At 69.9% G+C, this 24,287-nt stretch carries 18 protein-coding genes; 6 read left to right on the top strand and 12 right to left on the bottom strand.

The features are described 5' to 3' along the window. Positions 1-87 precede the first annotated feature (87 nt). Positions 88-2,031, top strand: a complete 1,944-nt coding sequence (locus ACQPWU_RS24525) for an alpha-glucuronidase (RefSeq protein ID WP_433443956.1) — start codon at positions 88-90, stop codon at positions 2,029-2,031. Here ACQPWU_RS24525 and ACQPWU_RS24520 read toward each other — a convergent pair. The 7 genes from ACQPWU_RS24520 to ACQPWU_RS24490 form a co-directional block, all read right to left on the bottom strand. Then, positions 2,028-2,714, bottom strand: a complete 687-nt coding sequence (locus ACQPWU_RS24520; RefSeq protein WP_433443954.1) for a hypothetical protein — start codon at positions 2,712-2,714, stop codon at positions 2,028-2,030. The two genes, ACQPWU_RS24525 and ACQPWU_RS24520, sit on opposite strands and share 4 nt — an antisense overlap. Continuing rightward, positions 2,711-4,222, bottom strand: coding sequence for a GH39 family glycosyl hydrolase (locus ACQPWU_RS24515; RefSeq protein ID WP_433443952.1), 1,512 nt, complete (start codon positions 4,220-4,222; stop codon positions 2,711-2,713). Before ACQPWU_RS24515 ends, ACQPWU_RS24520 begins: the two co-directional genes overlap by 4 nt. Then, positions 4,222-5,859 (bottom strand): ABC transporter substrate-binding protein, encoded by a 1,638-nt coding sequence (locus ACQPWU_RS24510; protein ID WP_433443950.1) that lies wholly within the window; start codon positions 5,857-5,859, stop codon positions 4,222-4,224. Before ACQPWU_RS24510 ends, ACQPWU_RS24515 begins: the two co-directional genes overlap by 1 nt. 26 nt (positions 5,860-5,885) lie before the next feature. Then, positions 5,886-6,761: a carbohydrate ABC transporter permease gene (locus ACQPWU_RS24505; RefSeq protein WP_433443948.1), complete on the bottom strand. Its 876-nt coding sequence runs from the start codon at positions 6,759-6,761 to the stop codon at positions 5,886-5,888. After that, positions 6,758-7,738, bottom strand: a complete 981-nt coding sequence (locus ACQPWU_RS24500) for an ABC transporter permease (protein WP_433443947.1) — start codon at positions 7,736-7,738, stop codon at positions 6,758-6,760. The genes ACQPWU_RS24505 and ACQPWU_RS24500 overlap by 4 nt, the downstream gene beginning before the upstream one ends. Next, entirely contained in the window at positions 7,735-10,050 is a 2,316-nt protein-coding gene (locus tag ACQPWU_RS24495) for a glycoside hydrolase family 3 N-terminal domain-containing protein (protein WP_433443945.1), read from the bottom strand. Before ACQPWU_RS24495 ends, ACQPWU_RS24500 begins: the two co-directional genes overlap by 4 nt. Positions 10,051-10,263: 213 nt before the next feature. Further along, entirely contained in the window at positions 10,264-10,974 is a 711-nt protein-coding gene (locus ACQPWU_RS24490) for an IclR family transcriptional regulator (protein WP_433443943.1), read from the bottom strand. Between the two features lie 90 nt (positions 10,975-11,064). Between ACQPWU_RS24490 and ACQPWU_RS24485 the strand changes: the two genes are divergently transcribed. From ACQPWU_RS24485 to ACQPWU_RS24475, 3 genes are read left to right on the top strand one after another with little or no spacing between them, the layout of a single operon-like run. After that, entirely contained in the window at positions 11,065-12,207 is a 1,143-nt protein-coding gene (locus tag ACQPWU_RS24485) for a pyridoxal-phosphate-dependent aminotransferase family protein (protein WP_433443941.1), read from the top strand. Further along, positions 12,204-14,987: an FAD-binding and (Fe-S)-binding domain-containing protein gene (locus ACQPWU_RS24480; RefSeq protein WP_433443939.1), complete on the top strand. Its 2,784-nt coding sequence runs from the start codon at positions 12,204-12,206 to the stop codon at positions 14,985-14,987. The genes ACQPWU_RS24485 and ACQPWU_RS24480 overlap by 4 nt, the downstream gene beginning before the upstream one ends. Before the next feature lie 25 nt (positions 14,988-15,012). Then, complete coding sequence (locus ACQPWU_RS24475) at positions 15,013-16,401, top strand: SLC13 family permease (protein WP_433443937.1); 1,389 nt, start codon at positions 15,013-15,015, stop codon at positions 16,399-16,401. Positions 16,402-16,477: 76 nt separating this feature from the next. Here ACQPWU_RS24475 and ACQPWU_RS24470 read toward each other — a convergent pair whose 3' ends face one another. After that, positions 16,478-17,236: a Stf0 family sulfotransferase gene (locus ACQPWU_RS24470; RefSeq protein ID WP_433445281.1), complete on the bottom strand. Its 759-nt coding sequence runs from the start codon at positions 17,234-17,236 to the stop codon at positions 16,478-16,480. Between the two features lie 183 nt (positions 17,237-17,419). Then, positions 17,420-18,961 (bottom strand): isopeptide-forming domain-containing fimbrial protein, encoded by a 1,542-nt coding sequence (locus ACQPWU_RS24465; protein WP_433443935.1) that lies wholly within the window; start codon positions 18,959-18,961, stop codon positions 17,420-17,422. Positions 18,962-19,529: 568 nt separating this feature from the next. Here ACQPWU_RS24465 and ACQPWU_RS24460 point away from each other — a divergent pair. Further along, the gene (locus ACQPWU_RS24460) at positions 19,530-20,855 is read left to right on the top strand and encodes a phytase (RefSeq protein WP_433443933.1); all 1,326 of its coding nucleotides are present in this window, start codon (positions 19,530-19,532) and stop codon (positions 20,853-20,855) included. 123 nt (positions 20,856-20,978) lie between these two features. Continuing rightward, on the top strand, positions 20,979-21,362 hold the full coding sequence (locus ACQPWU_RS24455; RefSeq protein ID WP_433443932.1) for a hypothetical protein: 384 nt from the start codon (positions 20,979-20,981) through the stop codon (positions 21,360-21,362). A 52-nt stretch (positions 21,363-21,414) separates the two neighbouring features. Here ACQPWU_RS24455 and ACQPWU_RS24450 read toward each other — a convergent pair whose 3' ends face one another. The 3 genes from ACQPWU_RS24450 to ACQPWU_RS24440 form a co-directional block, all read right to left on the bottom strand. Next, a complete protein-coding gene (locus ACQPWU_RS24450; RefSeq protein WP_433443930.1) occupies positions 21,415-22,572 on the bottom strand; it encodes an alkaline phosphatase PhoX in 1,158 nt (385 codons plus the stop codon). A 219-nt stretch (positions 22,573-22,791) separates the two neighbouring features. After that, positions 22,792-23,433, bottom strand: coding sequence for a DUF2306 domain-containing protein (locus ACQPWU_RS24445; RefSeq protein WP_433443928.1), 642 nt, complete (start codon positions 23,431-23,433; stop codon positions 22,792-22,794). A 167-nt stretch (positions 23,434-23,600) separates the two neighbouring features. Beyond that, a complete protein-coding gene (locus tag ACQPWU_RS24440) occupies positions 23,601-24,260 on the bottom strand; it encodes a rhomboid family intramembrane serine protease (RefSeq protein WP_433443926.1) in 660 nt (219 codons plus the stop codon). Positions 24,261-24,287 lie beyond the last annotated feature (27 nt).

Here is a 24,287-nt window from a genome sequence, read left to right as displayed (position 1 = left end):
CGGCGCCTGACGGATGCGGCCCCTGACCACTCTCGGCGGGGGCCGTTTCGGTAGATTCATCCCTCGGTGCCGTACCGAAGGAGCCCTGTGAGCATTCCCGAACTGACCGACGTCCATCCGGCGTGGCTGCCGCCCGAGGCGTTCAGGGCGATCGGTTCCCGCCGCACCCTCGTGCGGGCGGACGGGCCGCTCGCCGAGACCGTGCGGGAGGAGGTCGCGCAGGCCTGTGCCCGGTACGGCGGAGGCGTCACAGACGGAGGGCCGTTCGACCTCGTGCTGAGCCTGTCCGAGGCCGAGGGCGAGGACGGGTACGCGCTCTCCCGGCAGGACGGCGTCACGACCGTGGCCGGCGGCGATCCCGCCGGGCTGCTCTACGGGTTCTTCCACGTCGTACGGCTGGGCGAGGCGGCGTTCGAGGGCGAGCGGCCGGTCGAGCACCACCGGCCCGCGATGCGGCGCCGCATGCTCGACCACTGGGACAACATCGACGTGCACCCCGTGATGGGCCAGGTCGAGCGCGGCTACGCGGGCGGGTCCATCTTCTGGGAGGACGGCGCGCTGCGCCCGGACCTGACCAGGGTGCGGGCCTACGGGCGGCTGCTGACCGCGGCCGGCGTCAACGCGGTCGCGGTCAACAACGTGAACGTGCACGCCACCGAGGCCCACCTGCTGACCGACCGGCTCGGCGAGGTGGCCGCCATCGCGAGCGAGCTGCGCCCGTACGGGATCCGCGTGCACTTGTCGGTCAACTTCGCCTCCCCCATCGCGCTCGGCGGCCTCCCCACCGCCGACCCGCTGGACGAGGACGTCCAGAAGTGGTGGGCGGAGACCACAGAGCACGTCTACGCGACAATTCCGGACTTCGGCGGATATGTCGTGAAAGCCGACTCGGAGGGGCAACCGGGCCCGTTCGCCTACGGGCGCACCCACGCCGACGGCGCGAACATGCTCGCCGATGCCCTGGCCCCCTTCGGCGGGGTCGTCCACTGGCGGGCCTTCGTCTACAACCACCGGCAGGACTGGCGCGACCGCTCGACCGACCGCGCCCGCGCGGCCCACGACCATTTCGCCCCGCTCGACGGCCGGTTCCTCGACAACGCGATCCTGCAGGTCAAACACGGCCCCATGGACTTCCAGACGCGTGAGCCGGTCTCCCCGGTGATTCTGGACATGCAGGGAACCCGCCTGGCGGTGGAGCTGCAGGTGACGCAGGAGTACACCGGCCAGCAGCGGCACGTCTGCTACCTGGCCCCGATGTGGAGCGAGGTCCTCGCGTTCGAGGACGTCGCCGAAGCGGGCGACCTGGTCGCGGTCTCCAACGTGGGCGACGACCGCTACTGGACCGGCCACCCGCTCGCGCAGGCCAACCTGTACGCGTTCGGCCGCCTCGCCTGGGACCCGGCCCTCGACCCGGCCGCCATCCTCGACGAGTGGATGGACCTCACCTTCGCGAGGCCCGGCGAGGCGCTGCGGCGCACCCTGCACGCCATGATGGACGGGTCATGGCGCACGTACGAGCGCTACACCGCGCCGCTCGGCGTCGGCTTCATGGTGCGTCCCGGTCACCACTACGGCCCGGACGTGGACGGGTACGAGTACACGCCGTGGGGCACGTACCACTTCGCCGACCGCGACGGCGTGGGCGTGGACCGCACGCGCGCCACCGGCACCGGCTTCACCGGCCAGTACCCCGAGCCGTGGTCGGACATCTACGAGTCGCTCGAGCGCTGCCCCGACGAGCTGCTGCTGTTCTTCCACCATGTCCCGTACGGGCACGTGCTGCACAGCGGCTCGACGGTCATCCAGCACATCTACGACACCCACTTCGCGGGCGTCGAGGAGGTGGCCGAGTCCCGGCTGCTCTGGGAGAAGCTCGCGGGCACCGGCGCGGTGGCCCCAGACGTGTACGCCCGGGTGCGGGACCTCCTCGACGAGCAGCTGCGCTGTGCCGAGGAGTGGCGCGACCAGATCAACGCCTATTTCTTCCGCAAGTCAGGCGTGCCCGACGCGCACGGAAGGCGCATCCACTAGGCGGTGAAGCGCTCGCGGACCTCGGCGATCAACGGGCGGCTGTTCCACAGGAGCGCCGCGGCGAACGCCGAGGCCAGCAGCGCCGGCACCAGCTCGGTGACGACCATCGTGAGCCCGCCCGCCACGACCAGCAGGGCCGCGTTGCCGAACGTGGCCTTCGGGTGGCGCATGAGGAAGTACGAGGCCAGCCGCGCCACGTCCACCGTCCGGAACTCGAACAGCGACGTGATCACCAGGGCGTTGGCGACCCACAACGTCGCCGCCAGCGCGACGAGCACCAGCAGCACCGCCCACCATCCCGGAACGCCGGCGGCGGCGAAGTTCGCCAGGTTCGTCCCGACGACGGCCAGGCCCGCCAGCCAGGGCACCCAGATCTTCAGCACCCCGCGCACGTTGGCCTTGTACCCGCGCCAGAACGCCGCCGCCGGGTGCAGGTCCGTCAGGTCCCTGCTGCGGTGGCGCAGCGCGTAGAGGGCGGCGGACAGCGCGGGGCCGAGCGGCAGCGCGCAGGCGGCCGCCAGCGGCACGTTGCTGGCGTCGCCGCCGAGCAGGGTCAGCCCGACCAGCCCCGGCGCGCTCGCGACCAGGAACATGCCCTCGACCGCCAGCAGGCTGTAGACCAGCGTGGCGGCACGCGAGAGCGGCCCCTGGCCGAACCGCCGCTCAGCCGTCACCTCGCTCATCGGCTCTCCTCTCCCAGGCCGAGCAGCCGCCTGTCGTCCCACCACGGCGGCGTCTCGTCCACCACCGGCGTGAGCTCGACCAGCGTAACCTCGTGGCGGTCGAGTGTGAGATCCAGCTCCGCGTACCCGCCGGCGACCGGGAGGCTGCGGTGGCTGCGGACCGGCTCGGCCGCCTCCCGCAACACGTCGAGCTCCCTGGGGCGAGGGGAGCGCGGGCGGCCCATCTCGCACCAGGCCGCCCAGGCGTTGCCCTTCTCCTCGCTCACCGACGAGCGCAGCATGAACGCCGAAGAGCCTCCCGCGAGAGGGACCGACAGCCGCACGGTGTGCCCGTTCATCGGGGGTGCGCCGGTCACGTCCACCGGCGCCCAGGCCAGCACGGTGACCCGGCCGGCTCCGTCCCTGGTGACCAGGTGGTCGTCCCCGCGTGCCAGGACCTGGTCGCCCATCCGCGTCATGAAGGCGTACAGGTGATAGGTGGGTTTCTTGATCTGGCGGTGGGTCAGCAGGCCGAAGCCGCCGTGGAAGATCGAGGTCGGCACTCCCTGCTCCTCGAACATGTCACTGAAGGTCCAGTAGGAGAAGGAGTCGACCAGGTCTCCCCCGGCGGCCAGCACCGGGGCGAGGTAGGCGGCGTGGAAGGCCGTGTCGTGGACGGGGTTGTCGGGCCGGTAGGAGGAGTTGAACTCCGTGATGTGCACGGGCAGGTCCTCCAGCGGCCCGCCCTGGAGCTGGCGCCGCGGCGTGGCGAACTGCTCGAGCAGCTTCGACGCGGGCGCCATCGTCTGGTGCACGCCGAACGGCACGTGCTGGGCCGGGCCGGAGGTGTACGCGTGCCGGCTGACGAAGTCGATCGGCAGCGAGCGCTCGATCACGAAGTCGGCGAAGCGCACGAGGAACTCGTCGGAGCCGGGCGAGATGGCCGGGCCGCCGACCTGGAGCGAGGCGTCCACCTCCTTGACGGCGTGCGCGGTCACCTCGTACAGGCGGTGGTAGGCCTCCTGGTCGGCGGCCAGCCAGAAGTCCTTGAGGTTGGGCTCGTTCCACACCTCGATCGGCCAGGTGCGCACCCGGTCGAGCCCGTACCGGTCGACCAGGTGCGCGACGGTGGCCCTGACCAGGTCGGCCCACTCCCGCCAGGAACTGGGCGGGGTGACGTTGCCCTGCCACCAGAACACGGTCTGGTCGCCGGAGGCCAGCCCCGAGGGCATGAAGCCGAGCTCGACGAAGGGCTGGATCCCGAGCTCGAGGTAGGCGTCGATCACCTGGTCGACGTACGTGAACGAGTGGCGCACGTGCCGCGTGCCCGCGTACTCGTACGGCTGGTGGACGCCCACCCCGTCGCTCAGCAGCCCGTGCCCCCGGATGTGCCGGAAGCCGATCTCCCGCTGGATCAGCGCCAGCGAATCCTGGTAGTCGCGGCGCAGCGCCAGCTCGAAGCGGCCGGTCCCGACGCAGAAGCGCCAGGCGTCGGACAGCCGCCCCGAGGCCTCCGAGGGCACCCGCATCAGCCGTGGTCCTTCTTGAACCGCTCGTAGGCGGTGTTGACGAGGTTGATGTAGGTGGTCGAGTTCTTGGCCTCCAGCTCCTTGACGTAGGCGTCCCACTCGCTCAGGTCACGCTCGCCGAGGATGAACTTGAGCGTCTGCTGGGTGACGTAGTCCTTCAGCGGCGTCTCCCACAGCGTGGCCTGCTCGCGCTCCTCGTCGGTGAACGGGTGCGGCGGCTCGACCGGCCAGGCCTTCCTGGCGTTCATCACGTCCTGGAACGCGACCTCCTCCTCGGAGAAGGTGGAGTTGAGCAGCTTGGTGGTGCCGCCGTAGGCGAACACGCCGTTGGAGAAGCCGAAGTCCTTCTGCAGGTGCTTGGGCGCCCCGGGGTTGAGGCCGACGAAGTCGACGTCCTTGGCGAGCTTGTAGTTGCCGGAGGCGTCCTTGGTGTACGTCGTGCCCTCGACGCCCCACTTGGCGAACTCCTCGCCCTGGTCGGAGTACCAGAGCCAGTCGATGAACTGCATCATGGCGACGAAGTTCTTGTTCTCCAGCGCCTTCTTGGAGATCATGATGCCGTTCTCGAGCCGAGTGTCGATCTTGTACTCGCCGACCGGGCCCAGGGGCACAGGGATCTTGGCGACCTTGGCGCCGGGGACGAGCTTGGTCAGGGTTGGGCGGTAGTCGTTGACGATCGACTGCGCGTTCGCGCTGATCACGAACGACTTGCCGGAGTTGAACTTCTGCTTGGCCTGCTCGTCCTGCTGGGTGAAGCCCTCAGGGTCGAGCAGCTTCTCCTTCACCAGCTTGTTCAGGTACTCCAGCGCCTGCTTGTACTGCGGCATCGCGCCGGTGTAGACGAACTTGCCGGCCGTGGGGTCGAAGGTCGCGTGCTGGTACTGCCAGCCGCCCTTGGCGCCGTAGGCCTGGGCGACGAGCTTGAGCAGGTTGCCGCCGGGCGTGGGGACGCCGAACCGGTCGGTCATCGGGTAGAGGTCCGGGTACTCCTTCTTCAGCGCCTTGAGCACGGTGTACAGATCGTCCCAGGTCTTCGGGATCTCCAGCTTGTGCTTCTCCAGGATGTCGGTCCGCACCGCCAGGGAGTAGTCGATCCAGATCTCCTCGTGGAGACCCGGCAGCAGGTAGATGCGGCCGTCGGCCTGGCGCAGCGTGTCCAGCTCCGGCTGCATGCTCCACTTGGCGACCTTGTCCTTGAAGTTGGGCATCAGGTCGAAGTAGTCGCTGACCGGCAGGACGGCGCCGGAGGAGACGAACGCCTCTTCGGACGGGTGGTACGTCTTCGGGATGATGAGCGGGGCCTGACCGGAGCCCACCAGCAGGCCGCGCTTCTTCTCGTAGTCGCTGAGCGGCACCTCCACCGGCTTGAGCGTCACGTTGGTCCGTTTGGTCAGCTCCTGCCAGAACAGCCAGTCGCTCTTGTCCGGGTAGAACGGGTGGTTGTTGTAGAGCGCGTCGAACGAGACCGGCTCGGTGGCCTTGAACTGCTGGTTGACGCCGTAGCTCGCCATCGCGCCCGCCTTGTTCGCGGACACGTCCGCGCCCTTCTTCGGGGCCTCGTCCTCGCCGCAGCCGGCGACGACGAAGGTGAGCGCACCCAGCCCGATGAGTGCCTGACGCCGGGAGATGTGCTGCATGGGGGGTTCCTTTCGGAGGGACATGGCTATCCCTTCACCGCGCCGAGCATGACTCCGGAGACGAAGTACCGCTGGACGAAGGGGTAGACCGCCAGGATGGGGACGACGGTGAGCATGATCGTCACCGACTGGATGTTGGCCGCGGCCGCCGAGACCTCGCTCATCGCCGCGCCGACGGACTCGGCGCCGGTGGCGCCCGCGATGAGGTTGCGCAGGTAGATGGTCACGGGGAACAACTTCGACTCGTTCAGGTAGAGGAACGCCGTGAACCACGAGTTCCAGAACGAGACCGCGTAGAACAGCACCATCGTGGCGATGACCGCCTTCGACAGTGGCAACACGATCCGCCGGAGGATGCCGTAGGTGCTGAGGCCGTCGATGGCGGCGGCCTCCTCAAGCTCCTGCGGCAGGCCCTCGAAGAACGCCTTCATGACCAGGAGGTTGAAGACGCTGATGGCGTTGGGCAGGACGATGGCCCAGATGGAGTTCGTCAGCCCGAGGCTGTTGACCAGCACGTACTGGGGGATCAGGCCGCCGGAGAAGATCATGGTGAAGACGGCCACCCAGATCAGGAACGTGCGGCCCTTGAGGTGCTTCTTGGACAGCACGTACGCGTAGCAGGTCGTCAGCACCATCGCGATCACCGTGGCCACGACGGTGTAGACCACGGTGTTGCGGTAGTTCGTCCAGAACATCGGGTCGGAGACCACGAGCTTGTACGTCGAGACGTTGAACCCGCGCGGGAGGAGGTTGACCTGCCCGCCGACGATGTACCGTTCTGCGCTGAACGAGCGGGCGATGATGTTGACGAAGGGATACAGCGTCACGATGACGACACCGGTCAGGATGACGGCGTTGACCCATTGGAACACGCGGTAGCCACGGCTCTTGGCAATCGTCACCACAGGCTCGTCCCTACTGTGCGGCGGGAGATCACGTTCGCCCCCACGATCAGCACCACCCCGACCAGCGCCTCGAACAGGCCGATCGCGGCGGCGTAGCTCATGGAGCTGGACTCCACACCCATGCGGTACAGGTACGTGGAGATCACGTCGGCGGTCGGATACGTCAGCGGGTTGTACAGCAGCAGGACCTTCTCGAAGCCCACGGCCATGAACGTGCCGATGTTGAGGATCAGCAGCGTGATCGCCGTCGGCCGGATGCCCGGCAGGGTCACGTGCCAGATCTGCCGCCACCGGCCGGCGCCGTCCATCCGGGCCGCCTCGTAGAGGTGCTCGTCGATGGTGGTCAGGGCGGCCAGGTAGAGGATGGTCCCCCAGCCGACGGTCTGCCAGACCTCGGACGAGACGAAGATCGTGCGGAACCACTCCGGTTTCTGGATGAACGCGGTGGCCTGCCCGCCGAACGCCTTCACCACCTGGTTCACCGGCCCGTCGATGGCCAGCATCTGCATGACGATGCCGGCCACGATGACCATCGACAGGAAGTGCGGCAGGTACGACACCGACTGCAGGAACCGCTTCATCCGCCGGTTGCGCACCTCGTTGAGCAGCAGCGCCAGCACGATCGGCAGCGGGAAGCAGAACAGCAAGGTCAGCGCGCCGAGGACCAGCGTGTTGGTGAACACGCTCCAGAACGACGGGTCGTTGAGGAACATCTTCACGTACCGCAGGCCCACCCACGTCTCGCCGAACATGCTGCCGCCGGGCTCGAACTTCCGGAAGGCGATCACGTTGCCGAGCATCGGGGCGTACCGAAAGACCGCGAAGAACAGCAGCGGCAAGATCGCCAGCGAGTACAGCTGCCAGTCGCGGCGGATCGCGTGCCGCCACGTGCCCGGCCTGGCCCGCCTGCGCCGGCCGGACGCCGGCCGCGCCGGACGTGTGCCCTGCGGCGGATCGTCCAAGGTCGTGCTCATCCCGCGCCCTCCAGTATGCGGGCCGTGGCCAGCAGTCGCCTGTCGTGGCCGAGCTCGCGCTCGGCACCGGTCAGGCGCAGCGGCACGGCGGCCACCACGTCGGCGCTCGAGCGGCCGAAGCGCAGCTCGACGTCGCCCGGCTCGACGATGCGCGTGCCGCGCACCCCGGTGAACGACGTGACGTCTGCCGGGACCTCGAACGTCACGTGCGCGGACCTGCCCGGCTCCAGCTCGACGCGGGCGTAACCGACCAGGCGGACCACCGGCCTGGTCGTCTGGGCGACCGGGTCGTGCAGGTAGAGCTGGACGACCTCGGCGCCGGGCCGCGATCCGGTGTTGCGGACCGTGACCCCGACGGTGACCTCTCCGTCCACCGGCCAGTCGCCCGGCTCCGTGCCCGTGACGTCCCAGTCGAACGCGGTGTAGCTCAGCCCGTGCCCGAACGGGAACGCGGGCGTCGGGTCCACGGACGACACCTCCGTCCGGCGGCCCAGCGGCGGCGACAGATAGGTCGCGGGCAGGCCGCCGGCGTCGCGCGGCACGCTGACAGGAAGCCGCCCGGACGGGTTCACCGCGCCGGTGAGCACCTCGGCCAGCGCCTGGCCGCCCCGCTGGCCCGGGAAGAAGCCGTAGACCACGGCCGCGGCCGCGTCGAACTCCGGCCCCAGCGCGTACGGCCGCCCGGCCAGCAGCACCAGGACCACCGGGGTGCCGGTCGCGAGCACGGCCCTGACCAGCTCGGACTGCACGCCGGGCAGGTGCAGGTCGGTGGCGTCGCAGCCCTCGCCGGAAGTCCCGCGCCCGAACAGCCCGGCCCGGTCGCCGACGGCGAGCACGCACACGTCGCTCTCCGCGGCCGCGGCGACGGCCGCCGCGATACCGGAGGTGTCGTCGCCGGTGATACCGCAGCCCGGCTGGTACGTCAGATCGGGGATCAGCGTGCCGAGCGCCTCGCGCAGCGACGGGATGTCGACGCCGAGCCCGTGCTCGGGATGCGGGCCCACGTGCGCGGGGAAGGCATAGCAGCCGAGCATCGCCATCGGGTCGTCGGCCACCGGGCCCACGAGGGCCACCTTCCGGCCCGGGGCGAGCGGCAGGATCCCGCCGGTGTTCCGCAGCAGGACGACGGACTCTCGCGCCAGGCGCAGGGCGAGCTCCCGGCTCTCCTCGTCGTCGAGGCGCACGTCCTCGGGTTCGCCGGGCAGCGCCTGCCAGTCTTCGTCGAGCAGCCCGAGCTCGGCCTTCTGCGCCAGCACCCGGCGCAGCGCACGGTCGATCAGCGCCTCGTCGACCTCCCCCGCCTTGACCGCCTCGATGAGGGGGGCGCCGAAGGTGTCCACCGTGGGCAGCTCGACGTCGATCCCGGCCCGCAGGGCGAGCCCGGCCGCGTCGGCCGCCTCCGCCGCGACGCCGTGCAGCTTCTGCAGGAACCGGATCGCGAAGTAGTCGGCGACCACCGTGCCCGCGAAGCGCCACTCGTCCCGGAGCAGCCCGGTCAGCAGGCTCTCGTCGGCCGCCACGGGAACGCCGTCGACCTCGGCGTAGGAGTTCATCACCGACCGGGCGCCGCCCAGGCGCAGGGCCATCTCGAACGGCGGCAGGATCACGTCCGCCAGTTCCCTGCGCCCCATGTGCGTGGGTGCGAGGTTGCGGCCACCGCGGGAGGCGGAGTAGCCGGCGAAGTGCTTCAGCGTGGCGACGATCCCCGCGCTCTCAAGCCCGCGGACGTAGGCCGCTCCGATCGTGCCGATCAGGTAGGGGTCCTCGCCGATCGTCTCCTCGGTGCGTCCCCAGCGGTAGTCGCGGGTCACGTCCAGGACCGGGGCCAGGCCCTGGTGGATTCCGGCGGCCCGCATGGACCGGCCGATCCGCCCGGCCACCTCCTCGACCAGCTCGGGGTCGAAGGACGCGCCCCAGCTCAGTGGCGCCGGGTAGACGGTCGCGCGCCAGGCGGCGAACCCGGTCAGGCACTCCTCGTGGACCTGGGCCGGGATCCCGAACCTGCTCGCCGCCACGATCTGCGCCTGCGAGGCGGCCAGCGAGCGCGCGCCCGCGACCGGATCGACCGGCGCGGTCCCGAACGGGCGGGTCAGCTGGCCCAGCCCGTGGGCGATGACGTCGCTCCACTCGACGCCCGTCATGTCGGCCTGGTGCGGTGCGACGCCTCCCCCTGTGGCATCGGCGCCGACCCAGACGCCGACGAGCTGGGCGATCTTCTCTTCCAGCGTCATGAGCGGGATGAGCGCCTCGGCCCGCTCGGCGGGAGACAACCGCGTGTCCCGCCACTTTTCGATAGGTACCTGGCCCCTCATGCGATCCTTTCGGCTGCTCCCCGGCATGACGCCGAAACTTTCGACGAATTCCCGTTAATATTGCGGCAACTTAGGGGTCAAGGTTTCGGCGTGTCAAGGGGGATGCAAACTGCTATATTCGCGCTGATCACCGCGAGGATGAGCCCAGCATTGGCGGCGAGATTTCCAGAAAGTTTCCGGATGCCCAGCTGACAAGTTGCCGTTCGGCTGCCGTCAGGTCAGGGACTCTGTCAGCGTGCGCGCCGCCAGAGTGACGAGCTTTCCGTACTCCACGCGCAGATCCTCCGGCATACGACTGGCCGGGGTGGAAATACTGAGGCTGGCGATCGGACCGTCCGGACCCAGGACGGCGGACGCGACGGCGGCGATGTCGGAGCGCCACTCGCCGCGATTGTCCGCATAACCCCGCGCGCGGACAGCCTCCAGTTCGGCGCTGAGCGCCTCGCGATCGATGATCGTGGTGTCGGTGTACGCCGGAAGCTCGTCCGGGGGACTCGGCCGGTGCGCGAGAACGGCCTTGCCGTTGGCCGAGGCGTGCAGCGGCAGCCGGATGCCGAGCGGCAGCACGATGCGCAGCGGCTTGTCGGTCTCCAGGCGCTCGATCAGGACGACCGCGTCGCCCTCCGGCACCATCAGGTGGATCGTCTCCCCCGTGCGCTGCCTCAGCTCCTCCATGACGGGCATCGCCGCGTCGCGCAGGCCGAGCTCCGCCCGGCGGCCGACCTGGAGCGCCTTGATGGTCACCTGCCAGCGCGTGACCTCGCCCGCGGCGGGCCTGATCCACCCGGCGTCGTGCAGCGTCCGCAGCGAGCGCTGCACCGTGCTCTTGGGCAGGCCGAGCACCCGCGCCAGCTCACCGACCCCGGCGGGCTGACGGATGGCGACCTCCTCGAGCACCCGGAGGGCATTGAGCACGTTCTGCATCCATTGACTCCTCTGCGGACTGATTTTAATGTTAATGAACCGCAACACGGCACACCGTGCCGTGACACGGCACGCAAGGAGCGTCACAACGTGGGCCGCCATTTCCTGCAGATCCCAGGACCGACCAACGTTCCCGACCGGGTGCTGCGCGCCATCGCCCAGCCCACCGTCGACCACCGCGGACCCGAGTTCGCCCGGCTCGCGGGCTCGGTGCTGGAGCGCCTGAAGGCGGTCTTCAAGACCCGCCACCACGTGATCGTCTACCCCTCGTCGGGGACGGGCGCGTGGGAGGCGGCGCTGGTCAACACGCTGTCCCCCGGCGACCGGGTGCTGGCGTTCGAGACCGGGCACTTCTCCACGCTGTGGTGCGAGATGGCCGCACGTCTCGGGCTGGTCGTCGACCTGGTGCCCGGCGACTGGCGGCACGGCGCCGACCCCGGCGCGATCGCCGACCGCCTCACCGCCGAGCACGCCGCCGTCATGGTCGTGCACAACGAGACCTCGACCGGGGTACGCAGCCGGATCCCGGAGATCCGCGCGGCCATCGACCGGACGGAGCACTCGCCGCTGCTGCTGGTGGACACGATCTCATCTCTGGGCTCGATGGACTACCGTCACGACGAGTGGGGCGTGGACGTGACCGTCGGCTGCTCGCAGAAGGGGCTCATGCTGCCGCCCGGCATCGGGCTCAACGCGATCAGCCCGAAGGCGCTCGCGCACCGGGGGCGGTTGCCCCGCTCGTACTGGGACTGGGAGCCGATCATCGCGGCCAACCGCGGGGGCTTCTTCCCGTACACGCCGCCGACCAACCTGCTGTACGGGCTGCGCGAGGCGCTGATCATGCTGCTGGAGGAGGAGGGTCTCGACGCGGTCTTCCGCCGGCACGACCGGCACGCCGAGGCGACGCGGCGCGCCGTGCGGGGGTGGGGGCTCGAGGTGCTCTGCGCCGACGAGCGGGAGCACTCCAGCTCGCTCACGGCGGTGCTGATGCCGGACGGGCACGACGCCGACACGGTCAGGAAGCTCATCCTGGAGCGCTACGACATGTCGCTCGGCACGGGGCTGGGGCGGCTCGCCGGCCGCGTGTTCAGGATCGGGCACCTCGGCCACTTCAACGACCTGACGCTGGCCGGCACGCTGAGCGGCGTCGAGATGGGGCTGAGCGGGGCCGGCGTGCCGATCAAGGAGGGCGGGACACGCGCGGCGCTGGCCTGTCTGGAGGGGGCCGCGTGAGCCTGGCCCGGACGCTGTCGCCGCTGATCGAAGGCGACGTGCGGGACGACCCGTACACCAGGCACCTGTACGCCTCCGACGCCAGCATGTACGCCATCGAGCCGCTCGCCGTCGCCTTCCCCCGGCACGCCGGCGACGTCCAGGCGCTGGTCGCCGCATGCGGCGAACTGGAGGTGCCGGTGCTGCCGCGCGGGGCGGGCACCAGCCTCGCCGGGCAGACGGTCGGCTCGGCGCTGATCGTCGACTTCTCCCGGCACATGAACCGGATCCTGGAGATCGACGGCACGACCGCCCGCGTGCAGCCGGGCGTCGTACAGGACCAGCTCAACCGGGCGGCCCGCAGGCACGGGCTGATGTTCGGGCCCGACACCTCGACCAGCAACAGGGCCACGATCGGCGGCATGATCGGCAACAACTCGGCGGGCAGCCACTCCGTGCTCTACGGGTCCACGGTGGACCACGTCGAGGCTCTGCGGGTCGTGCTCGCCGACGCCACCACGCCCGACCTGGCCTCCGACGCCCGGCTGAGCGCGTCGGTGTCGGAGGTGCTCCGGGGCCTGGACCTGACCGGGTTCCCGCGTTTCTGGCGCCACTCGGGCGGCTACCGCCTGGACCTGGCCGCCCGGGACCTGCCCGACCTCACCAAGCTCATGGTGGGCTCCGAGGGCACGCTGGCCGTGGTCACCGAGGCCACGGTCAGGCTGGTGGACCGGCCGCGGGCCAAGGCCATCGCGGTGGGTCACTTCGCCTCCACCCCGTCCGCCATCGCGGCCACCGCGGACGCCCTCTCCTTCGACGCCGCCTCGGTCGAGCTGATCGACAAGGCCATCCTCGACTTGTCCAGGCAGCGCGTGGACTACGCCAGGCTCGGCGACATCCTCTCCGGTGATCCCGAGGCGCTGCTGTTCGTGGAGTTCTTCGGCGACAGCCCCTCCGAGGTGGCCGACCGCGTGGACAAGCTCGCCGCCACCTGGAAGTCGAACGGCCACGGCTACCACACCCTGCGGGCGGTCACCGCCGAGCAGCAGGCGGCCGTGCTCAAGGTACGCAAGGCGGGGCTCGGGCTGCTGATGGCCTCCAGCGTGGGCAGCCGCAGGCCGCTGGCGTTCGTGGAGGACACGGCCGTACCGCCGGAGCGGCTGCTGCCGTACGTCGAGGAGTTCGCGGAGATCCTCTCCCGGCACGGGCTCTCCGCGGGCTTCTACGGGCACTGCTCGGTCGGCTGCCTGCACATCCGCCCCTTCGTGGACCTGCGGGTGCCCGAGGAGATCGGCACGATGCGGGCGGTCGCCGAGGAGATCGCCGAACTGGCCGCCAGGCACGGCGGCGTGAACTCCAGCGAGCACGGCGACGGGCTGGCCAGGTCCGAGTTCAACCGGCGGCTGTTCGGCGACCCGGTCTACGAGGCGATGCGGCAGGTCAAGCAGATCTTCGACCCGCGGGGGCTGCTGAACCCTGGCAAGATCGTGGACGCGCCGCCGATGACCGAGCACCTGCGCGATCCCGCCATGCCCGAGCCGCGCCCCCTCCGCACCACGTTGTCGTTCGGGGGGACCTTCGCGGGCGGCATGCACTCCGCCGCCGACCGGTGCATGAACGTCGGGGTCTGCCGCAAGGACGACACGGGCGTCATGTGCCCGTCGTACATGGCCACCCGAGAGGAGGAGCACTCCACCCGCGGCCGGGCCAACGCCCTGGTCAAGGCCCTGTCGTCGGACGATCCCCGGCAGGCGCTCGGGGACGAGCGGCTGCACGGCATCCTCGATCTCTGCCTGGAGTGCAAGGCCTGCCAGTCGGAGTGCCCGCTGGGCGTGGACATGGCGGCGATGAAGAGCGAGTTCCTCCACCAGTACCAGGAGATTCACGGCGTGCCGCTGCGGTCGCGGCTGTTCGCGGCGATCAGGACGCTCAACCGGCTCGGGTCGGCCACCGCGCCGCTGTCGAACTGGCTGGCCGCTCCCCTGCGCGGGCCGCTCGGGCTGAGCAGGCGGCGGCCGCTCCCCCTCTTCCGGCGTGACAACCTGCTCCGCTGGTTCGGGCGCAGGCCGGTCAAGGCCGGGGGGCGAGAGGTGATCCTGCTCGCGGACTCCTTCACCACCTACAGCGAGCCCGGCATCGGGCGGGCCGCCGTCGAACTGCTGGAGCAGGCCGGTTACCGGGTACGGCTCGAGTCGCAGGGGTGCTGCGGCCGCTCCAGCATCTCCAAGGGCCTGCTGGAGCAGGCCCGCGCGATGGCCGACGCCATGGTCGGCAGGCTCGCCGGGTCGGATGCGCCGATCGCCGGGCTGGAGCCGTCCTGCCTGCTCACCCTGAAGGACGAGTACGCCGCCCTGCTCCCCGGCGACCCCCGGGTGGCGGCGGTGGCGGCCCGCGCCAGGCTCATCCCCGAGTTGCTGACGGAGGCCATCGACGACGGCTCGCTGAGGCCGGGCGACGCCCTCAGCGGGCGCAAGATCCTCCTGCACGGCCACTGCCACGAGAAGGCCGTCGTCGGCACCGCTGCCACACGGGAGTTGCTGTCCAGGATCCCCGGAGCGGAGGTGGAAGAGATCGACGCCGGCTGCTGCGGCATGGCCGGATCGTTCGGTTTCGAGAGCGAGCACTACGACCTGTCCATGAAGATCGGCGGCCTCCGGCTCTTCCCGGCGATCGCCGCATCCTCGCCCGACACCCTGCTCGCGGCCACGGGGGTCTCCTGCCGCCAGCAGATCGCCCACGGTGCGGGACGCGCTGCCCGCCACCCGGTCGAACTCCTTCACCAGGTGGTCGACCTGCCCTAACGCTCGGGGGAGATCGGAGTACTCAGTGTCCGCAGAGCTCCTGTCCATTCTCGCCCTCATCGTCATGTTCGTCATCGCGACCGTCTTCCCCGTCAACCTCGGCGCGCTGGCCCTCGTCGGCGCCTTCCTCGTCGGCACGCTGGCCGCCGGCATGAGCGCCGACGACATCCTGGGGGCGTTCCCCGGCAGCCTGTTCGTGATCCTCGTCGGGGTGACGCTGCTGTTCGCGATCGCCACCAACAACGGCACCGTCGACTGGCTCGTACGGGCCGCCGTACACCTGGTACGCGGCCGGCTGGCCGCCATCCCGGTCGTGGTGTTCGCCATCTCGGCGCTGCTGACGGCCGTGGGCGCGCCGGCGCCCGCGGTGGCGGCGATCCTGGCGCCCATCGCGTTCGGCTTCGCGGCCGACTACCGGATCCATCCGATGCTGATCGGGCTCATGGTGGCGCACGGCACCCAGGCCGGCGCGTTCTCGCCGATCAGCGTGCTGGGCGGGATCGTGAACGGCGTGACCAGGGACGCCAAGCTGCCCGGCGACAACCTGACGCTCTTCCTGTCGAGCTTCTTCTTCAACGCCGCCGCGGCGGCGGTCGTCTTCCTCATCTTCGGCGGCCGTCAGCTGATGAGCCGCGGCGCCACCGCCACCTCCCCGATGGCGCCCTCCACCGGCGCGCCCGCTCCTTCGTCCGGCAGCGCCGCGGCCACGTCCGTCCCCGTGGACGCCGCTGACGGCGCCGCACCCGATCCCGTCGCGTCAGGCGGCACAGTCACGGCGACGGAGGCCCCTGACGCCGGGGCCGGCGGTCTCCGCCTCACCCCGCACCAGGCTCTGACGCTCACCGGCATCGTCGCCCTCTGCCTGGCCGTGCTGGTGTTCAAGCTCGACGTCGGCCTCACGGCCGTCACCGTGGCCGTCGTCCTCTCCCTCACCTCCCCGAAGACGAACAAGGGCGCCGTCGAGAGGGTGGCCTGGCCGACCGTGCTGCTGATCTGCGGCGTCGTCACGTACGTGGGCGTCCTTCAGGAGATCGGCACCGTCGACTACGTGGGCTCGGCGGTGGCGGCGATCGGCATCCCGCTGCTGGTGGCCCTGCTCATCTGCTACGTCGGGGGTGTCGTGTCGGCGTTCGCCTCGACGGTGGGCATCCTGGGCGCGCTGGTGCCGTTGGCCGTTCCCCTGCTGAACCAGGGCACCCTGGGCCCGATCGCGATGATCTCGGCGTTGTCGGTGTCCTCGGCCATCGTGGACGTCAGCCCGTTCTCGACGACGGGTGCGCTGCTGGTGGCCAACGTCAGGGGCATGGAGAGGGACGCCTTCTACCGCAAGCTCCTGACGTACGGGGCGGCGATCGTGGTGGTGGGCCCCCTGGCGGCCTGGGCCCTCCTCGTGGCGCCCGGCTGGCTCGGCTGAGTGGCAGGCCTACCCGCGGAGCGAGGGCCTCCGCGGGTAGGGGCGGCGCCGGAGACGCTCGGGATTGACCGGTTACTCAAGTCGACTCCAGGCGGTAGCGCTCGATCCAGGCGGCGTTGAGATCGTCGGCCTGGCGGCGGTGCCTGGGCGCGATCGCGTGTCCTTCAGGCAGATCGAGCCCGAGGAAGCCGAGGATCCGCCGCGTGACGCCCGCCAGGTCAGCGTCGAGGTCCTCGTACCGCACCCGGTACGGCCGCACTCCATGCGATGCGAACCACTCTTCCCAGGCCGCGTTGTGCTCGTCGATCTGCTCGATCAGGGCTCGGATGCCGTCCGCGTCGTAGCCGGGCTCGCGTTCGCCGGTCGTGGCGCCGCCGATCTCGCCGTTGCCGCCGACGTACCAGGTGCCGGTCTGCTCGGCGCGCAGCCAGGACACCGCCTGCGCCAGGACGTCGTCGCGCCGCAGGTACACGAACCGCGTACGGCCGAAGGCGCGCTCCAGCAGCGGCACGTCCTGACCCGCGAGATCGGGGTGGGCCGTACCGAGCTTGGCGACCACCTGGTCCAGCGTTCCCCACATGAGCTTCGCGCCGAACACGCCGTTGCCCGTCCGCCCAGTGGCGAGCGCCGCCCGCACGTAGTCGTCGTAACCGGCGGTGCCGGGAAGCCCCCACCGCTCGGCCCACAGCGCCTCGTCCGGCTCGCGGAAGTACGCCTGAGGACGACCGGCGACCCCGGTGGACTCCAGCAGGCCGAGGAGGAGCGAGCTTCCGGTGCGAGGGGTGGCGCAGACGAAGTACGAATCGATCGGCGTGGCGGCGCCCGCATTCGGCATGGTCACGCTGCCCAGGTAAAAGGATCACGCGGGCCACCCGCAACCCAATTACGGGGGCCGCGCCGATGCGTGACCGCCTTGCCGAACAGCCGCTCGGCGGCCCCCTTGCCTACTCGCCGGGCGTCCGCCGGTTGTGGCGGACAGGCTCTGCCGCGAACGGGTTCACGGCAGAGCGGAAGCAGGTCAGAGGCCGATCACTCCCAGCAGATTAGCTCTCACCCTTTGTGCCTTCGGTGGTGTGCAGTACGGGCAGTCGGGCGCGGGATCGACGCAGACCTTGACGCTGTCGCTGTCGTTGGACGGGTCGAGATCCAGCTCCTTGCCGCTGACCGTGGCCGTGTTGATGGTTTCGGCGACCGCGGTGGCCTTGGCCCGGACGGTCAACGTGGCGGTGTCGCCGGCGGCGAGCGTGCCCACCGTCCACATGTCGCCGGCGTACACGCCCGTGGAGGGTGTGGCCGACAGGAGGGTAAGCCCGGCAGGCAGCGCGTCCTTGACCACGACACCGGTCGCGTCGTTCGGCCCGGCGTTGCGGACGGCCAGCTGGTAGGTGACCGTGCCGCCGACGGAGACCCGCGTGTGCTCGGCGGCCTTGACCACGCTCAGGTCGACGGCGGGGTTGACCTCGGTCACGGCGTCGCCGCTGGTGGAGGTCAAGGGCTCGGGCTGGGTGCCCAGCCGGTTCTCGTAGTCGACAACGGCCCGGTTGGTGACCTTGCCGCCCGCGGCGGCCCGGCCGACCCTGACCTGGAACTCCACGGTGGTGCTGTCGGGCAGTCGGCCGCCCGCCGCGGCGGTCGCGTCGTCGCCCAGGGTGAAGGTGATCTTCCCGGTGGCGGGGTCGAACTCGGCCTGGTCGTCGCCGGCCTGGTCGGTCTTGGCTCCGGCATTGGGGCCGTCGACGACCTGGAGCGAGCCCGGCACGAAGGTGGTGCCCGGCGGGACCGTGTCGGTCAGCCGGGTGTCGTCCGCCGCGCCGCCGCCCTTGTTGACGGCGGTCAGCCGGTAGGTGATCACGTCCCCGACGTTCACGGGCCTTTGAGGACTTGCGGACTTGGTCACGATGACGCAGGGCGGGGTGCCGAAGAAGATGTCGTCGAGGAGATTGCCGAAGGTGGGGTTCCCCCCGGCGGCGGAAACGGAGTGGAAGGCGAACCTGGTGGTCGTCTGCCCTGCGGGCACGGTGTAGGTGCCTGAGTAGGCGCCCCACCGTCCGTTGCCGTCGGACATGGTCGCCTGCTTCACCGGCTGTGCGGGATCGCCGATGTCCAGGGCCATCGTGTCGGTGCCGAGGCGGCCCCGGTGAGAGAGCCGCCAGTAGAGCTTCTGGCCCGGAGTGGTCGGGCGGTCCTGGTAGAGGGTCGAGACCTGGTTCGCGTTCAGCTCGGCGAACTGCCCGCCCTCGGCGGGTGGGACGCCCATCCGCGTGGTCCAAAGTTCGATCACGTGGTCGGTGGCGGTCGTCCGCCACCCGGGCACCGAGTTCGCGCCGCCCTGCGAGGCGTCGGGGAGCGGGGCCCACGGCCTGCCGGTGACGACGGGCACCTCGAAGCCGCCGTTGACCAGCGACACCTGCTCGGGGCAGGATGCAGGGTCCTGCGCGGCGCGCAGGCCCGCCGGGGCCTGGGCGGAAGGCCCGGCGTTCGCCTGGGCCGCGGTGAACACTGTCAGGGGTAGGGCCGCCGCCAGGGCGACCGGGTAACACATCCGTGGGATGCGCCTCATATGATGTTCCTCTCGTCGAGCGGAAACCGCCTTCGACCGCCAGGGCCGGAGGACCGGCACTGGCACCAAACGGCAGATTCGCCCCACGAGGTCTTCGCAGGGGACGTGACACGTGCCTCCTGCCAACACTTGGCACGATCTTGCTCTGTGCGGACCCTCAGCGATGAAGATCTCGCCCAGACCGCGCCCCGCACCCCAGCAGGACATCGCAGTCCTCGGCGGCCGGACCGATCGCCGCGAACTGGTCATCGACCGTCGCCTGCTCCTCCCCGGTTACCCGCGGCCTCGACGTGCGGTCCGTCCACTCAGGGCCGTTGCGGCTCGCGGACCTGCGATCATGGGCCACGACGGAGGGCTTTGGGCAAGTGCCCTCACCCGATATACGTTGAAAGTGGCAGGGACCATCGCGGCCCGAGACCGCGGTGCCAGTCACGCGTGACGGGCCGAAGAGTGCGGCCGAGATGTCGGCAACGCCCCGATTTGGTCGGGAGTTCCGGTACGGTTCATCGCCCTGTCGGCTTCCCTCATGAGGATCAAGGCTGCAAGGTTCCCCAATGAGGAGAAGTCGATGCGCCCCCTGACCTCGCTGGCATCCGCAGTGTTGACGATCGGCCTGTTCGGTGCCCTGGTCCCTCCGGCGAACGCGCAGGACCTTCCTGCCGTCGAGCCTCGGGTCGAGACCGCGCCCCTGTTCGACGACGAGGCCGGCGGCAATGCCAACGGTGACGACCCGGCGATCTGGGTACACCCCACCTCTCCGGCGGGAAGCCTGATCGCCGCCACCGCCAAGGAGGGCGGTCTGTACGTCTACGACCTGGACGGCAATCAGCTCCAGCACCTGCCCGCACCGGCCGCGCCCGGCCAGGACGACGCACCGGGCCGGCTGAACAACGTGGACGTCGTCTACGGGCACGCGTCCAAGGCGGGCCGGTCGGACATCTTCGTCGCCTCCGATCGCGGTTCGGACAAGCTGCGCGTCTACCGCGTCGATGCGGCGAAGGCGAGCCAGGGCCGGCAGCCGCTCACCGACATCACCGATCCCGCCGCGCCGTTCGTCTTCAACGCGAGCCAGGCGGAGGTGAACGACGCCGAGACCGTGTACGGCCTCGCGACGTGGAAGCGGGGCTCGGGCACCTACGTCCTGGTCAGCCGCCGGCACACAACGCGGCTCGCGCTGCTGAAGCTCACCGACGCTCCCGGCGGCAAGATCGGCTACACGACGGTCCGGACCATCGATCTCCCGTCGAGCTTCACCCTGCCGAACGGCCAGAGCTGGAGTCCCTGCGACGAGCCGGGCGTGGGCCCGCAGGTCGAGGGCATGGTTGTCGACGCCCAGACCGGCACGCTCTACGCGGCTCAGGAGGACGTCGGCATCTGGCGCATCTCCGGTGATCTCACCGGTTCGCCGGTGCTGATCGACCGTGTCCGCGAGTACGGCGTGCCGGCCACCTACGACGCCGCCACCGAGGAGTGTGTCGCCGGAGCCGACCCCGGGTACGGCGGCCACAACCTGACGGCGGACGCCGAGGGCCTGACCATCTACTACGGCAGCGACGGCAAGGGCTACCTGATCGCTTCCAGCCAGGGCGACGACACCTTCGCCGTCTATGACCGCAGGGGCAAGAACGCCTACATCGGCTCTTTCCGGGTCGGCGAAAGCGGCGGCATCGACGGCGTGCAGGGCAGCGACGGAACCATGGTGATCAACGTGCCGCTCGGCCGCCAGTTCCCCAAGGGCCTGTTCGTCACGCACGACGGCGCCAACACCCCCGAGGTGTCGGACCCCGAGGGCGAGGTGCGCGAGAACACGGACTTCAAATATGTGAAGTGGGACGACATCGCTCGCCGCCTCGGGCTGGACATCGACCTCACAGGCTGGAACCCGCGCGGCTGACCGGCCCTCGGCGGTCCGATGGGATGACATCCAAAAGCCGGATGAATAAAGCTGGATTTTTCATGAACTTCGGCGGTCGACCTGTCGTCTTTCCTACGGAAAGCATCACAGACAGGGGGCATCGTGAGAAAACTGCTACTCCTCACCGCCGTTGCCGGACTCGCGTTCACCGTCATGGGATCCACCGCCGCGTCGGCCACCGCTCGCGCCAATCCCGGGACGTACGTCACCAATAGCCACGGGGACGTGCTGGCCGAGGCCCAATTGTCCAAGCACAACAGGATCCTCGTCTGCGACCGCAGCACCGACCACCGCTACGCGATGGCCAAGGTGAGGTACAAGGGGCACACCTACCAGTACGCCAACTACTACAAGGACCAGGACTGCATCGAGCAGAAGACCGTCAGCATGCCGCACGGCACGATCGAGCTCTGGGCCTGTGTGAGTAAGCCGTACAAAGTGAAATTCGCCTACTGCGGGGCCAAGAAGACGATAGTCAGGCCATGACATCAATGGGCCGCCGGTCCATTCCGGCGGCCCATTTCAGTATTTCTCTGGGTCAGATTCGGAATGGGCCGGTAACGCAGTAGGTGATGCCGCCGGACGACGATCCCGAGGTGCCACGCTGGGAGGAGAAGTACAGCCGGTTACCGGCGGGGTTGAAGGCCGGCCCGGTGATCTCCGACGAGTTCTGGCCGTTGATCCGCAGAAACGGGGAGATCTTGTCGTCTGGAGTGATCAGGCAGATCTCCATGTTGCCGCCGTCCTCGGCCACGTAGAGGTCGCCGTAGGTGGAGCCGGTGACGTTGTCGACGCCGGTGAGCGGCGGGGTTCCGGGGCTGACGAGGCTGTCATCGTAGGCGAGTTCGAAGGTGTTGCCGGTCAGGTTGATCTGCCACACCCGGTTGTCACCCTTCGTGGTGAACCAGACCGTGTCGTCGGCGTAGTGGCAGCCCTCGCCGCCGTTGAACGACTTGGACCCGGACACCTGGCTCCGCGTCGCCGTCGGCGAACCGTCAGGGTCCGGGACGTTCGCCCAGGTGAACGAGCCTGACGTGGCGGAGCCTGCCACCAGGACCTGGAGGGTGCCGGACGACAGATCGCCCCACGTCGTGGGGATGAACCGGTAGAAGCGTCCGTTGGTCTCGTCCTCGGTGAGGTAGATCACCTTGCGTACCGGGTCGGCCGCGGCGGCCTCGTGCTTGAACCGGCCCATCGCCGGGCGCTGCACGGCCGCGCCGCCGAACGGGTAGGTCTCGTAGACGAAGCCCAGACTGACCTCCTCGCACGACAGCCACGTGTTCCAAGGTGTCTTCCCACCCGCGCAGTTCTGCCGGGTGCCGGACAGGATCCGGTTCGCCGACGTGATGGCGCCGCTGGAGTCGAAGCGGATGGCCGAGGCTCCGCCACCGGGGTTGATCTCGGAGTTGGAGACGTAGATCCAGCCGCTGCCGTCGGCGAAACACGCGCCTCCGTCGGGGGCGTTGTGCCAGGTGTAGGACGTACCGGGGACGGCCTGGCCGGAGCGGGCGATCACCTGGCTGGTGAAGCCGGCCGGAAGTTGGATGCCGTTGGCGTCGGCGGCCTGCAACGAGCCGTAGGGTCCGGGGGCGTTCTGAGCCGGTGCGGCGAGAGCGGCACCCTGCCAGAGACTGCCGGAGAAGGCGACCGTGCTCGCACCGAGCACCGAGGCACGTAAGAAGTTGCGACGTTCCATCGACGAGACCTCCTTGAAAGGGGCGGCCCGCCGACGGTAAGTCGGCCGAATGGACGTCCGTCTGTCAGAAAAGTTAACGACAACAGTGCGGCACATCACATTCCGGTGCTGCAGGAACGACCCGGCGAAGCGGGGGGGTGGCGGTGCAGGCGGGCGAGGTGACGGCCTGCATGCCGCGCAACGTGAGACCCGGCGATCACACCCGCAATACCGCGGTCATCAGGGTCGCCCCGATCGCGGGGAGCGCCTGCGGATGACCCATTCGGCCACGGCGAGGTTGATGACCCAGCTCGCGCCGAGGAGCAGCGCCCTGGTGACCTCGCCGGGCGTGGCGCCCGTGGCCGCGAGCCAGAGGGACTGGGTCACCGCCTGCGTGCCCGCGCCCATGCCGAGCGCGTAGCCGCGCGTCATCCAGGCGCGGTGCCGGGCGACGTCGCGCCGCAGGATCGCGGCGAGGCCGAGCGCGAGGGAGACGGCCATGGCCGAGCCGAACACGAGCCGGAAGCCGGTCAGGAGCCCGGCGTCGCCGGGGGGAAGCTCGGCGAACAGGGTCATCCACAGGCCGGTCAGCGCCGCGACCAGGCCGCACGGCACCAGCACCCGCCCGGCCGCCCGGTGCCACGCGGGCCTGCGGCGGCGGAAGCCGGGCGCGAACTGGAAGGCCCCCAGGACGCTGTAGACGGTTACGGCCACGATGTGCAGCAGCACGGGCACGGGCTGGGCGAAGAAGCGCGCGTTGTCCGGCGTGATGTCGGCGCCGCCGGTCAGCTCGCTCACGCGTATGGCGCCCGCGAGCACCGGAACGAAGCTGAGGGCGAGCAGGCCTGCGGGGATGAGCCATCCCCGCTTCGTGTCGGTCATGCCTCGATGGTGGCGGCCGGGGGCGGCCGCGGTCATCGGCGGAACGGCTCGCGCCGGTCCGGCCTTTCAGCCACCGGTGAGGTCGTACTTTCGGCCGAGCGGGCCATCACATGTGGACGCCTCCGTCGGACGCGCTGTCGTCGGAGACGAGCATGGCGGCGTTCCGATCAGAGCCCGAGGTCGTCCAGTTCCTTCAGCAGCGCGGCCCTGGAGTTCGGTTGTGGGGAGGGCGGCGCCGGCCGGGGACTCTTGCGGTCGCGGAACAGCCAGCCGCCCAGCACGCCGGCGGCGAAGCCGAACGCGTGAGCCTGCCAGCCGATGCCCTCCTGAGGCAGCAGCCCGGCGAACTGGTAGGCGAAGGACAGGGCCATGACCACGCCTACCACGATGTCGATCAGATGCCGGTCGAAGGCACCGCGCACCAGGACGTAGCCGAAGTAGCCGAAGAGCACACCGCTCGCACCCACGGCAATGCTCCGCGGGTCCGCGGTGAACCACTGGCCGAGGCCGCTGACCACGATGATGAGTCCCGTCACGCTGAGGAACTTGGCGACGCCCCGGTAGGCGGCCAGGAAGCCGAAGACGAACAGCGGCCCCGAGTTGAACTCGATGTGCTCCCAGCTCCAGTGCAGGAACGGCGATGAGATGATGTCAGGCAGCCGTGCCGGGTTCCATGGCTGGACGCCGTACTGGTAGCTCAGCGCGTAGCCCGACGCCCAGTTGGGGATCTGGATGATCCAGATGACGGCCAGGAACCCGACCATCACCCAGAACGCCTTGCGGGCTTCAGCGACCATTATCTCGGCGGTGCGCCCCTTGGCCTCCACCCGTTTCCTCCCTGGCAGACCCTCTGT

Source organism: Nonomuraea sp. CA-141351, assembly GCF_050944675.1.
GTDB lineage: Bacteria > Actinomycetota > Actinomycetes > Streptosporangiales > Streptosporangiaceae > Nonomuraea.
This window is presented reverse-complemented; position numbering and strand designations above follow the sequence as displayed.